The organism is Klebsiella sp. EMBS2024 (genome assembly GCF_036233805.1).
Taxonomy (GTDB): Bacteria; Pseudomonadota; Gammaproteobacteria; order Enterobacterales; family Enterobacteriaceae; genus Klebsiella; species Klebsiella pneumoniae.
Map to the genome: position 1 here is coordinate 1,116,771 of NZ_JAZARW010000001.1, position 12,238 is coordinate 1,129,008.

12 protein-coding genes are annotated in these 12,238 nt (G+C 55.5%); 5 read left to right on the top strand and 7 right to left on the bottom strand.

Annotated features, from left to right (window positions below):
• The first annotated feature begins 195 nt into the window (after nt 1-195).
• Complete coding sequence (gene rmf / locus VZP09_RS05025; RefSeq protein ID WP_002898396.1) at nt 196-363, top strand: ribosome modulation factor; 168 nt, start codon at nt 196-198, stop codon at nt 361-363.
• 68 nt (nt 364-431) lie between these two features.
• On the opposite strand, the gene fabA is transcribed toward rmf, so the two are convergent.
• A complete protein-coding gene (gene fabA / locus VZP09_RS05030; protein WP_002898398.1) occupies nt 432-950 on the bottom strand; it encodes a bifunctional 3-hydroxydecanoyl-ACP dehydratase/trans-2-decenoyl-ACP isomerase in 519 nt (172 codons plus the stop codon).
• Between the two features lie 69 nt (nt 951-1,019).
• Nucleotides 1,020-2,777 (bottom strand): AAA family ATPase, encoded by a 1,758-nt coding sequence (locus VZP09_RS05035; protein ID WP_004147851.1) that lies wholly within the window; start codon nt 2,775-2,777, stop codon nt 1,020-1,022.
• 185 nt (nt 2,778-2,962) lie between these two features.
• Here VZP09_RS05035 and matP point away from each other — a divergent pair, with 185 nt between their 5' ends.
• Nucleotides 2,963-3,415, top strand: a complete 453-nt coding sequence (gene matP / locus VZP09_RS05040) for a macrodomain Ter protein MatP (protein ID WP_002898404.1) — start codon at nt 2,963-2,965, stop codon at nt 3,413-3,415.
• A gap of 131 nt (nt 3,416-3,546) precedes the next feature.
• Here the strand turns inward: matP and ompA are convergent, their stop codons facing one another.
• Both ompA and sulA read right to left on the bottom strand, forming a co-directional pair.
• Complete coding sequence (ompA, locus tag VZP09_RS05045) at nt 3,547-4,617, bottom strand: porin OmpA (protein ID WP_002898408.1); 1,071 nt, start codon at nt 4,615-4,617, stop codon at nt 3,547-3,549.
• 352 nt (nt 4,618-4,969) lie between these two features.
• Nucleotides 4,970-5,479 (bottom strand): SOS-induced cell division inhibitor SulA, encoded by a 510-nt coding sequence (sulA, locus tag VZP09_RS05050; RefSeq protein WP_004179215.1) that lies wholly within the window; start codon nt 5,477-5,479, stop codon nt 4,970-4,972.
• A gap of 348 nt (nt 5,480-5,827) precedes the next feature.
• Between sulA and VZP09_RS05055 the strand changes: the two genes are divergently transcribed.
• Entirely contained in the window at nt 5,828-6,424 is a 597-nt protein-coding gene (locus tag VZP09_RS05055) for a TfoX/Sxy family DNA transformation protein (RefSeq protein WP_305195232.1), read from the top strand.
• Between the two features lie 13 nt (nt 6,425-6,437).
• Here VZP09_RS05055 and yccS read toward each other — a convergent pair whose 3' ends face one another.
• The gene (gene yccS, locus VZP09_RS05060; protein ID WP_002898422.1) at nt 6,438-8,573 is read right to left on the bottom strand and encodes a YccS family putative transporter; all 2,136 of its coding nucleotides are present in this window, start codon (nt 8,571-8,573) and stop codon (nt 6,438-6,440) included.
• Nucleotides 8,574-8,590: 17 nt separating this feature from the next.
• Nucleotides 8,591-9,037: a YccF domain-containing protein gene (locus VZP09_RS05065; RefSeq protein ID WP_002898425.1), complete on the bottom strand. Its 447-nt coding sequence runs from the start codon at nt 9,035-9,037 to the stop codon at nt 8,591-8,593.
• Between the two features lie 124 nt (nt 9,038-9,161).
• On the opposite strand from VZP09_RS05065, the gene helD reads away from it, so the two are divergent.
• Nucleotides 9,162-11,216 (top strand): DNA helicase IV, encoded by a 2,055-nt coding sequence (gene helD / locus VZP09_RS05070; protein ID WP_009485779.1) that lies wholly within the window; start codon nt 9,162-9,164, stop codon nt 11,214-11,216.
• 11 nt (nt 11,217-11,227) lie between these two features.
• Here helD and mgsA read toward each other — a convergent pair whose 3' ends face one another.
• The gene (gene mgsA / locus VZP09_RS05075; RefSeq protein ID WP_002898432.1) at nt 11,228-11,686 is read right to left on the bottom strand and encodes a methylglyoxal synthase; all 459 of its coding nucleotides are present in this window, start codon (nt 11,684-11,686) and stop codon (nt 11,228-11,230) included.
• A 154-nt stretch (nt 11,687-11,840) separates the two neighbouring features.
• On the opposite strand from mgsA, the gene VZP09_RS05080 reads away from it, so the two are divergent.
• The coding region (locus tag VZP09_RS05080; RefSeq protein WP_218783697.1) for a CoA-binding protein at nt 11,841-12,238 on the top strand (398 nt) is incomplete at its 3' end.

Sequence of the window (12,238 nt, forward strand, 5' to 3'; positions counted from 1 at the left end):
TGCCAGGTCAGTTCGTTACCGGCGGCTACGCCGAGCGAACGAAAAATGAACTCTTATATAGGTCACAAATATGACACTGGCGTGAATTTTGCGCATTGACGTTGCCTTCTTTTCGCGGTATTCGTAACCCGTGGCTGCACAATTTGCGACCACTGTTTTCTTTTCCACCAGATCAAAGAATGAGGGAAACGAGGCATGAAGAGACAAAAACGAGATCGCCTGGAACGGGCACACCAACGCGGATATCAGGCGGGTATCGCGGGAAGATCGAAAGAAATGTGTCCATACCAGAGCCTGAATCAACGCTCATGGTGGCTGGGAGGCTGGCGAGAAGCCATGGAGGACAGGGTACTAACGGCCTGACACTGTCTCTTTAAAAAAGAAGCCTCCGCATAGCGGGGGCTTCGCCTTTTAATCGCTACTGAATGTTATCAGAAAGCGGAAGTATCCTGGAACAGACCCACTTTCAGATCGTTCGCGGTGTAGATCAGACGATCGTCAACCAGCACTTCACCATCCGCAAGTCCCATAATCAGACGACGGTTAACAATGCGCTTGAAGTGGATGCGGTAGGTGACTTTTTTCGCGGTCGGCAGAACCTGACCGGTGAATTTCACTTCGCCAACGCCCAGCGCGCGGCCTTTGCCTTCGCCGCCCAGCCAGCCAAGATAGAACCCGACCAGCTGCCACATAGCATCCAGGCCCAGGCAGCCCGGCATCACCGGATCGCCGATAAAGTGGCAACCGAAGAACCACAGGTCAGGATTGATGTCGAGTTCTGCCTCAACATAACCTTTATCGTAGTTACCACCGGTTTCGGTCATTTTGATGACGCGGTCCATCATCAGCATGTTTGGTGCCGGTAACTGCGGGCCTTTCGCGCCGAACAGTTCACCACGACCAGAGGCAAGAAGATCTTCTTTTGTATAGGATTCGCGTTTATCTACCATGTTTTCAGTAAGCCTTATTTTAAGTTCGGGACGCAGGATAGCTAACACGTGTAAGCTGAACAAGTCCGATCAGTTAGAACTTGTCCCACCTAACCAGCGTAGCGGCCACGGAAAACGATGGCGAGTCTCTTGCTGGGTCGCCTGCGCTATCCGCTCCTGAATGGTTTGTCGCAGCGTCTGTCCTTCACCGTCCCACATCAGCTGGGTCAACATCGGCAGCGCTTCGGTAATATCGTCAATGGCCCAGATAGCAAACTGGTTGTCGGCAACGGCCTGACGTAGCTCGTGGCTCAGGCTGAGATGACGAACGTTGGCGGCAGGGATAATCACTCCCTGTTTGCCGGTTAAACCGCGCTGCTGACAGATAGTGAAGAAGCCTTCAATTTTCTCGTTCAGGCCGCCGACCGGCTGCACGCGACCAAACTGGTCGACGGAGCCGGTGATCGCGATGCTCTGATTTATCGGTACGTTGGCCAGGGCGCTGATTAAGGCGCAGAGTTCCGCCATGGAGGCGCTGTCGCCATCCACTTCACTGTAGGACTGCTCAAAGGTCAGCGAAGCAGTGAAGGGAAGCTGCTGCTCCAGCTCCAGCTCGGACATCAGAAAAGCCTGCATGATCATCATGCCTTTCGCATGAATGTTACCGCCCAGCTCGGCTTTACGTTCGACGTCGATAAATTCGCCATCGCCAATGTGCACGACGCAGCTGATGCGTGAAGGTTCACCGAACGCGCGTGGATGACCGGGGAATTCGATCACCGACAGGGCGTTGATCTGCCCGACGCATTCGCCTTCGGTTTCAATCAGGATCTGTTCCTGCAGGATTTCATCCTGCATACGCTCCGCCAGGTAGCCTTCACGCCATACCCGGCGCGCCAGCATGGTCTGCATCGCTTCGCCGGTAATCTCCTCGCCTTCGCAGAAGGCGGCGGCTTCCCGCAGCTGGCGGGTTATCCATAGCGGACTGAGCGGCAGGGTCTCCTGATCGCCGGTATAGCGCGTTCCCTCATCGATCAGCAGAGGCCAGGCATCGGCTGCCGGGCCCGGCAGCTCCAGCTGCTGCGCATTCTGCCATACCCACTGGCACCAGGCCTTTAGCGTGTCGGCGTCAGCAAACTGCAGAGTGTCTTCATACTCGCTATAGATCGCCTGCGCAGCCAGCTCCGGCTCCATTTCCTGGAAATCGGCCAGCGATTCGCGTTCGCCCACCAGGATGATTTTCAGACTCAGCGGCATAGAGGGAATGCTGACCGGCAGCGGACGCGATTCATCCATAGAAAGCCAGTCAAAGCGCTGACGAGTCACCATATTTTTCAGACGCACCCACAGCAGCGGTTGCGCCAGCAGTGTACGTAGCGAAAGCACAAGCACGCCGCCGTTGGCCTGATGGACCAGCCCAGGCTGGAGGGTGATTGCACCGTTAAACTGGCGTACGCAGCCAAACAGCTGTTCCGCTTCTACCCAATCGGCCATCACGACCGGGGCAGTGCTGGCGAAATTATCCTCAGCGCCCTGCGCCGGTGCGAGCGTCACCTGAGCGTCGGTTACCTCATAGCGGACGCCGTAAAGCGGTGCGGCAGGCTCGTGCAGAGTCCGGGTTTCAGCCGCCAGCCATTGCAGATATTCCGGCTCTTCAGGGGCTTTCACTAGCATGAAGGAGGAGACTGCCGGCGTGTACAGCAGCTGCTCAAGCCCATAGAACAAACGCGGCTGCAGATCGCCCGAGAGGGAGGGGGCCGGATGGGAAAGTTCAGCTTGAGCAAACAGCGCCTGGTAAGCTTCCAGATCAGGCGCAAGGTCGGTTCGGGTCAGTTTCGTAATGGTCAAAGTCGCTGTTTTTTAGTTAGATGTAAAGCGCGCAATTATACCTGATGCCGCGACCGAGCACACGGAGGATTATGGTTACCCTGATGATTACCCGGTCGCAGACTTCACGAATAATGATTTATATTCAGCACATCAGAAAAAAACTGATATCCTGAAATGAGTTACACGGTCACATTGAGATCGCAATGAAATATCAACAACTGGAAAATCTTGAAAGCGGCTGGAAATGGAAATATCTGGTAAAGAAGCACCGGGAAGGTGAGCTGATTACCCGCTACATTGAGGCCAGCGCTGCGCAAGCTGCGGTAGATGACTTGCTGACGCTCGAGAATGAACCTGTGCTGGTGCATGCCTGGATTGAGCAGCATATGAATCCGGCGCTGATGAACCGCATGAAGCAGACTATCCGCGCGCGACGGAAACGCCATTTTAACGCTGAGCATCAGCATACGCGTAAGAAGTCTATCGACCTTGAGTTTGTCGTTTGGCAGCGTCTTGCTGGCCTGGCGCAGCGGCGGGGCAAAACCTTGTCTGAAACCATCGTCCAGCTGATTGAAGATGCCGAGCACAAAGAGAAATATGCCAGCAAAATGTCGAGCCTGAAGCACGATCTGCAGGTACTGTTAGGGAAAGAATAGCCAGGTAGGATCGTCGACCCGCCTGCTGGTGGTTGCCCTGGCCGGGGGCTGCTTCACAGCTCTCAGCCGCTGAAGTGGGCGAGAGGGCATAAAAAAAACCCGCCGAAGCGGGTTTTTTTATCGGTTATAACTTAAGCCGCCGGCTGAGTTACAACTTCTTTGTAGCCTTTAACTTCGATCTCTACACGACGATCCGGAGCCAGGCAATCGATCAGGGCAGCGCGAGCTTTCACGTTGTCACAGGTGTTGCCAGTAACCGGGTTGGATTCACCCATGCCGCGAGCGGAGATTTTGCCAGCCGGGATGCCTTTAGCAACCAGGTAGTCAACAACGGACTGAGCACGTTTCTCAGACAGCTGCTGGTTGTAAGCTTCGGAACCGATGCGGTCGGTGTAGCCCAGAACAACAGCGGAACCGTCTTTCGGATCCATGTTGCTCAGCTGAGTGTACAGCTGATCCAGAGCCTGCTGACCTTCCGGTTTCAGGGTAGCTTTGTTGAAGTTGAACAGAACGTCAGACTTCAGGGTGAAGTGCTTGGTAGCCACTTCCGGAGCCGGAGCCGGAGCCGGAGCAACAACCGGTGCAGCATCTTCCTGACCGAAGCGGTAGGAAACGCCCAGGCTCAGCATGCCGTTATCAGGACGGGTACCCACAGTGCCCGCGTCGCCGATGTTGTTAACCCACTGGTATTCCAGACGGGTAGCGATGTCACGAGTAACAGCCCACTCTACGCCGCCAGCAAATACTGGGGAAACGCCAGTGTCGTGTTCGCTACGGGAAACGCCGGTAGAAGCGTAGTTGCCTTTGGAGTCAGCGCGCCAAACCATGCCGCCCAGACGGGTGTAGATGTCCAGATCGTCAGTGATCGGGTAACCCAGTTTAGCGGTCAGCTGAACGCCCTGAGCTTTGAAAGCACCGTTGTCAACGCTGCCTTTATATGCCATACGGCCCAGCCAGTCATAACCCATTTCGAAACCGAGGTACGGGTTAACCTGGTAACCACCGAACGCACCAGCACCAAGCTGATCGTTACGGGTCGGACCGTTGTTGTTCTGGAAACCGTTACCGTAGAAACCGGTGTCGTGATACTGGGACCAACCCAGTTTACCACCTGCATACCAGGTGTTATCTTTCGGAGCGGCCTGCGCTACGGTAGCGAAGCCAGCCAGTGCCACTGCAATCGCGATAGCTGTCTTTTTCATTTTTTGCGCCTCATTATCATCCAAAATTCGCCATGAAGTTACAAAAGACCTCACGGTTAAATCCTTCACCGGGGGCGTGACTTGTTGTTAACTATGCTGATACATGCAGCGTAAGCCGATCACCCCTGGCGATGTAAAGTCTACAACTTAGTTCGAAACTTACAAGTGTGAACTCTGTCAGGCATATGAAAAAAAAGGGTTGTGTACACAATATTTAACAAATATGGTTGATTTTCGTACACGAAAAAAAGACAGAAATCCCCGTGTGGCAGGCATTCCGCGAAAAAGACCATAAAAAACGCTGTACCTTTCCCAGCGGTAAAAAAAATTCCAGGAATAATCCTAATTTCACTCAATGATACAAATTTGAGTGAATTTTTAGCCCGCTGAGTTGTCTGCCGAGCGTGCCCTGATTTCGCACCGGGCGCATGATGAATCCCATCGCGGACCCTACCTGGGCAGCGTTAACGAGACGTTCATGTTCGTCAGCGGTTAACTCCTCCGCCAGCCAGCAGATAACCACACTATAATTACCCGTGCGCAGGGCACGGATCATTGAGTCTATGGTATGGCAGGGAGAGAGCTGGCTAATTTGCATGACCTTGGACAGCGGCAGACCGGCGGACTGAACCCATTCGCGGCTGAGCTTTTGTTGCGGCGTGAGCCACAGCTGCCAGCGCGACTGTTGACCCAGCTGCTGTAATAAAGGTAGCAGCAATAACTGCGTCATCATGGGTTGATCTTCACGATAGACAATTTCACTGATCAGCCCATTGGTGTTCTGTTCGCCAGAACGATGAGCGTAGTGGCCTGCCGGAGCAGAAGCCTGTGCTGAACGGTTTGCGTGAGCTGAAGTAAACATAGTCTATCCCGCCTTTAGTTACTGTATGCATATACAGTATCTTCGCCAGGGGAAAAGATCAACCGCAATTTGCCATTTTGCTGCCGGGAATTTAATCGCTTCTCGTGGTTCCTTATCTGTCAAAAGAAGCCCCTGCATTATCCAATCCTTAACGCGCGCTAATGGTTTCATTTCTCCCTGTCGATTGCTGCAACGCTTGCGATTTTCTGAAAGCGTCTCGCAAAACCGCATTCTGGTGAAAAAGTCGGCGAAAATCATCTTGCTGCTGCCCGGGAAGTCCCTTATGTTTTCTCTTAGCGGATCCGTTAACAACTTAAGTTTAATTACATGATTAACAAAGGAATGATCATGAGAAAACTAGTTTGTCCGCGGCTCCCGCAATTTCAGGCCTGCGTCTCACCGCTGGGTCAACTGCATACTCGTCCGCTCTTTGGCGGCTACAGCCTGGCTATTGATGATACGGTATTTGCGATGGTGGCCGAGGGGAACATTTATCTGAAGGCCTGCGAGCAGAGCGCTGCTTATCGGGTGGAACATCGTAATCCTCTGTTAACGCTGCGCCGACACGGCCGCATAGTGCCGCTGAAGTATTATCAAATTGACGACACTTTATGGCGCGATGAGCAGCAGCTTTTTCGGCTATCGCTACTGTCGTGGCAGAGTGCGCAGCGCGAAAAGAACTGCCGACGGGCGTCGGGCCGCCTGAAGGATTTACCCAATATCAGCTTTCATATGGAATTGCAGCTGATTCACGCGGGCATACCGGACGTTAGGACGTTGCGGGAAGTTGGTGCGCAGGAGGCATGGCTGAGGCTACGCGTAAATAATGCTTCTTTATCGCTGAGCGTATTGCTGGCGCTGGAGGGGGCGATTGCCGGGGTACATGCCGCCGCGCTCCCGATGCCACGGCGTCAGGAGCTTCTCGAATGGGCGGCTACCCGGTAGCGGAAAAGCCTTGTTATTCGGTTTGGGCGTGGACCCGTTGCTGCAGGCGGCAGATTTCAGGCAGCAGCGCCAGCAGCAGGCCAATCTGCTGTAAGACCAAGGGTTCCTTACTGTCCGCGCGCGGTTCCAGATGATGGATCCGGCTTTGCAGGCTGTTCAAAGCCTGTTGCACCCGCTGTTCATCCGCGGGGGTATGGTGCAAGGCGTCATCCACATAACAGACTGCATCATCCAGCAGGGCGAGGATTTCCGGCGTGGACAGTTTTTCCCGATGCGCGCCAAGAGCGGAGATGTAGCTGGTGAACGTGTGGTTAAGGCATAGCAGACGAAAGGCGGTTTCTCGCTGGGTGGCATCCGCGCGTGGTTCAGTCGATAAGTTCGAGACGACGGAGGCCAGCTCAGCATCACGGTTGTAGGCGTCACGACGCGCGACACGGTAGGCCAGCCGGTTGTCGCGGCCCTGATGATACTGCTCCAGAATCGCGTCCAGATAGCGGCAGTTCGCGTTCATTGCCCGGTCCAGCACCCGCGGCAGGTTGCGGAATTTCCAGTCCGGCCAGATGAAGCTGACCGCTGCCCAGGCGATGGCGCAGCCGATCAGCGTATCAATGATACGCGGCAGCGCGACTTCAAAGCCCTCGCCAAGCAGGTTAAAGCACAGCAGCACCAGCAGCGTAATAAACATCGTGGCATGGGCGTACTGCACGTTACGGAAGGCAAAAAACAGCACGCCGGTCAGGACGATCAACAGCAGTTGCCCTTCAACAGAGGGAACCAGCAGCAGGACCGGCAGGCCGATCGCCACCCCAACCAGCGTGCCGATAATCCTTAGCGCCAGGCGATGGCGGGTGGCGTTATAGTTCGGCTGACAGACGAACAGGCTGGTTAGCAGGATCCAGTAGCCATGCTGGAGCCCGGTAAACTGGATAAAGGCATAGCCGGCGCAGAGCACCAACGACATACGTACTGCGTGGCGGAAAAGGGCCGACTCTGGCGACATATTGCGCTGCAGGCGCAGCCAGATATCGCTCAGACCGCCGAGTCTGTCGTCGGCCAGCAGCGTCTCGGTATTACTCCCGGCAGGCGCGGTGGTTTGCACCGATTCAATGGTGGCCAGCTGAGCATCGATAGCGCGCAGGTTATTCAGTAAATACCCGAGGGCGTTGAGCTGCTCGTCGGATGCGCCGCCGGCGCGCACGCGCTCAAGTGCCGCATCGAGATGCATGAACGCCCGTTCAAAATGGGCATCATGCTGATAGGGTTCGCGTAACAGAATCGCCCGCGACAGTTTCTGGCAGGCCTGCGCCTGCATCGAAAGCATACGCTGGAAACGGAACATCACATCGCTATAGCGAAATTGATCGCGTAGGGTTTGATACTGAATATGCGATGAGCTGGCGCGTTCATGAATATCCTGGGCCACAAAGTAGTACTGCAGGGTGCGGCGGGTTCCGCGCTGGCCCCGATCGCCTCGCAGTCGGGTTAGCAGCGAGACCTTGGTTTGGTTAAGCGTAGCTACCAGCTGGCCATTAGCGAGCGCCAGATCGTACAGCGGCGCCTGGCTCTCATCCTCAAGGTCAGGATCAAACAGCCGGGATTTGAGCTCAAGATAGCGGGCCAGCTGCTCATAGCTACGCGCCAGGTTGTCCTGCAATGGACGAATCGGAAAGATCAGGTGCCCGGACAGCGTCAGCAGGTTGTACCACACGGCCCCCGCCAGCAGGAACAACGGCTGCAGATACCAATGATCGTACAGCGTGACGCCGAGCATGGTGTAGATGGCGATAAGCAGGGCGCCGAAGGCAATGGTCGCATAGCGCTGACCGAGGCCGCCAAGCAAAATAAAGCCGATGGTAGACACGGTCAAACCAAGGGCAAACAGCGGCGGCCACGGAAATAGCAGCTCCACGGAGGCGGAGGCGATAAAAAAGCAAACCAGAGTAATGGCAAGATTACGCAGACGGCCGGCCAGACGGTCGTCAAGGTCGGTCAGAGCCGCAGCCACGACGCCGAGGGTGAGGGGGATGGTCAGTTTGACTTCGCCGATCCACCAGGGAAACAGCGTTGTGCCGCAGAGCGCGATAAAAATTCGTACGTTATAAAGCCAGGCGCTGTTCCAGGTGTAGCGGCGTAGCAGGGGGCTAATCATGTCCGTGTTCCGTTCGGTTACTGAAAGCGACGACGCGCATTGGCTTCACGCGCAGCACGCGCGGTTTCCACAGAAACGACCCGGCGACCCACCGGCCAGAGGGCGATGGCGGCGATTTTGAAATTCGCGATCCCCACCGGGATGCCTATGATAGTCAGGCACTGAGCTATACCGCTGAAAATGTGCATCAGGCAGAGCCACCAGCCGAAAAAAATGAACCACAGAATGTTCAGAACGGTACCGCCGGCGTTCAGTAGACCGTTTTTGCGCCCCGGCTCGAGCTCGTCAACATGAATCGCCTCGTTACCGTAGGGAAATAACGAAAGGCGAGTGATTTCCCAGCAGGAACGAGTCAGCGGCAGCGTGACAATCAGAATGATGCTGACCAGGGTGGCGAGTAGCCAGCCTAGAGTGGTGGCGAAACCGCCAAGGATAAAGTTCAAAATATTCAGAATGGTACGCATAAAGCCTCGGTTTTGCCCGGTGGATAATAAGACCTGATGATTGTAACGTTTTTTTGCGCTGGAGCACCTGGTCCGGGGCGGTTAAACTGAAAAACAATCCACCCTGATTGAAAATCGACATTATATGGAACTTAAAGCGACAACATTGGGCAAACGCATGGCTCAGCACCCTTATGATCGGGTGCAGCTACTGAACGCCGGGGTAAAAGTTTCCGGCGATCGTCATGAGTATCTTATCCCTTTCAATCAGTTATTGTCAGTGCATTGTAAGCGCGGTCTGGTCTGGGGCGAACTGGAGTTTGTGCTACCGGACGGGAAAGTCGTGCGTTTGCACGGTACCGAGTGGAGTGAAACGCAGCGCTTTTATCATCATTTACACACACTCTGGCAGCAGTGGAGCACGGAGATGAGCAATATCGCCGCCGGCGTGCTGAAGCAGCAGCTGGCGACGATCGAGCACACTCGCGCAGAAGGCAAGTGGCTAACCCGTCAGCAGGTGGCGGATGTTCAGGATAATATACGCCATGCGTTGACTGGTTTGCCGATGCCCACCAGTCGGCTTGATGCCTTTGATAACTGCCGGGAGCTGTGGCGGGAGTGTCAGCGCTGGTTAGGCGATATTGAAGCGACGCGTCTGGCCCATAACCAGGCCTTTACCGAGGCGATGCTGGAGCAATATCGCGAATTTTTTGATAGCGTTGAGTCGTCCCCGCTCAATGCGTCACAAGCGCGTGCGGTAGTGAACGGCGAGCGCTCCCTGCTGGTGCTGGCGGGAGCGGGCAGCGGTAAAACCTCGGTACTGGTGGCGCGAGCGGGCTGGCTGCTGGCGCGGGGAGAAGCCGCGGCAGATCAAATTTTGCTGCTGGCATTCGGCCGCCAGGCGGCGCAGGAAATGGATGAGCGGATCCGCGAGCGTCTGGCATCAGATGATATTACCGCGCGTACTTTCCATTCGCTGGCGTTGCATATTATTCAGCAGGGCAGCAAAAAAGTGCCCACTATCAGTAAGCTGGAAAGCGATACTGCGGCCCGCCACGCATTGCTGCTGAAAAGCTGGCAAAAGCAGTGCCAGGAGAAAAAAGCGCAGGCGAAAGGTTGGCGCCTGTGGCTGGAAGAAGAGATGGGCTGGCAACTGCCGGAGGGGGACTTCTGGCAGGACAAAAAGGTGCAGCGGCGGATGGCCAGCCGGCTTGACCGCTGGGTGAGCCTGATGCGCATGCACGGCGGCTCCCAGGCGGAGATGATTGCCGGGGCGCCGGAAGCGGTACGCGACCTGTTCAGTAAACGGGTGAAGCTGATGTCGCCTCTGATGAAAGACTGGAAAGCGGCGCTCAAGGCCGAGAATGCGGTCGATTTTTCCGGCCTGATCCATCAGGCGGTCAATATTCTCGATAAAGGCCGCTTCGTCAGCCCATGGAAACACATTCTGGTGGATGAATTTCAAGATATTTCGCCGCAGCGAGCCTCGCTGTTGGCCGCGTTACGCCGGCAGAATAGCCAAACCACGCTCTTTGCCGTCGGGGATGACTGGCAGGCGATCTATCGGTTCAGCGGGGCGCAGCTTTCTCTGACCACCGCATTCAACCACTACTTTGGCGAAGGGGATTGCTGTGCGCTGGATACCACCTATCGCTTTAACGGGCGTATCGGCGAAATAGCCAATGGCTTTATCCAGCAAAATCCGCATCAGTTAAGCAAACCGCTGAACAGCCTTATGGCAGGTGATAAAAAGGCCGTCACGCTGTTAGCCGACGACAAGCTGGACGATCTTCTGGATAAGCTGAGCGGTTACGTTAAGCCCGAGCAGCGCATCCTGCTGCTTGCCCGTTATCACCATCTGAAGCCTGAGGCGCTCAACAAAGCGGCGACGCGCTGGCCGCACCTGCAGCTTGATTTTATGACGATTCATGCCAGCAAAGGTCAGCAGGCTGACTTTGTCATTGTGTTGGGACTGCAGGAGGGGGAGGATGCGTTTCCGGCCCCGGCGCGCGAGTCGATTATGGAGCAGGCGCTCCTGCCACAGCCGGAAGATTTTCCGGATGCGGAGGAGCGTAGACTGTTGTACGTGGCGCTCACCCGCGCTCGTCACCGGGTATGGCTGTTATTTAACAAGGCGCAACCTTCGCCGTTTGTCGAGATCCTGCAGGCGCTGGATGTGCCCGTGGCCAGGAAGCCGTAATCGCGGCTCGATTATTTCAGGCGCTCGGCAAGATAGCGTGGATAATCCGGGATCAGAATATCGAGCGGTTGACCGAAGTGCGGCGACTGGATAATAAAGTCAGCGGTGGAGACGTTAGTGGCGACCGGAATGTTCCAGACGGTGGCCAGGCGCAGCAACGCTTTGACATCCGGGTCGTGGGGAACGGCGTTCAGCGGATCCCAGAAGAAGATCAGCACGTCGATTTTGCCTTCTGAAATGAGGGCACCCACCTGCTGGTCGCCGCCCATCGGACCGCTCAGCATGGCATTAACCTCCAGGCCGGTAGCCCGGGAGACGAGATTACCGGTAGTGCCGGTAGCATACAAAATATGTTGCGCCAGCAGCGCCTGATGGCGAGCAACCCATTTCATCAGCATATCTTTGCAGTGATCGTGAGCCACCAGCGCGATATGTTTTTGCGCAGGCAGGGTACGTGTTGTCAGTTCCATATTTTCATTCCACATTTTGACCTGCAAACAGATTACTGAATGTGGCTGTCGCTGCAAGCATCGGGGATGAAAATTTTGCTGAATCTGTGGGTTAGGCTGGATGGCCCCCTGCTGCGGATTAGCATACACTTAAGTGAAATAGCAGGAGGAAACCATGAAAGAGAATGATATTGCTGGCATCCTGACCTCGACACGGACGATTGCGCTGGTCGGAGCCAGCGACAAGCCTGACCGTCCGAGCTACCGGGTCATGAAGTATCTGCTGGATCAGGGGTATCACGTTATCCCGGTTTCGCCGAAGGTGGCGGGCAAGACGCTGCTGGGACAACAGGGGTATGCGACGCTCGCCGACGTTCCGGAAAAGGTCGACATGGTTGATGTCTTCCGTAATTCAGAAGCGGCGTGGGGCGTAGCGCAGGAGGCGATAGCCATCGGCGCGAAAACGCTATGGCTGCAGCTGGGGGTGATCAATGAGCAGGCTGCGGTGCTGGCCAGGGAAGCCGGATTGAGCGTAGTGATGGATCGCTGCCCGGCCATTGAGCTACCGCGACT

Excerpts from the sequence above, each read along its gene's own strand:
- rmf (WP_002898396.1), top strand. The coding sequence starts at position 196 with ATGAAGAGACAAAAACGAGATCGCCTGGAACGGGCACACCAACGCGGA.
- helD (WP_009485779.1), top strand. The coding sequence starts at position 9,162 with ATGGAACTTAAAGCGACAACATTGGGCAAACGCATGGCTCAGCACCCT.
- mgsA (WP_002898432.1), bottom strand. The coding sequence starts at position 11,686 with ATGGAACTGACAACACGTACCCTGCCTGCGCAAAAACATATCGCGCTG.
- fabA (WP_002898398.1), bottom strand. The coding sequence starts at position 950 with ATGGTAGATAAACGCGAATCCTATACAAAAGAAGATCTTCTTGCCTCT.
- yccS (WP_002898422.1), bottom strand. The coding sequence starts at position 8,573 with ATGATTAGCCCCCTGCTACGCCGCTACACCTGGAACAGCGCCTGGCTT.
- VZP09_RS05065 (WP_002898425.1), bottom strand. The coding sequence starts at position 9,037 with ATGCGTACCATTCTGAATATTTTGAACTTTATCCTTGGCGGTTTCGCC.
- sulA (WP_004179215.1), bottom strand. The coding sequence starts at position 5,479 with ATGTTTACTTCAGCTCACGCAAACCGTTCAGCACAGGCTTCTGCTCCG.
- matP (WP_002898404.1), top strand. The coding sequence starts at position 2,963 with ATGAAATATCAACAACTGGAAAATCTTGAAAGCGGCTGGAAATGGAAA.
- VZP09_RS05055 (WP_305195232.1), top strand. The coding sequence starts at position 5,828 with ATGAGAAAACTAGTTTGTCCGCGGCTCCCGCAATTTCAGGCCTGCGTC.
- ompA (WP_002898408.1), bottom strand. The coding sequence starts at position 4,617 with ATGAAAAAGACAGCTATCGCGATTGCAGTGGCACTGGCTGGCTTCGCT.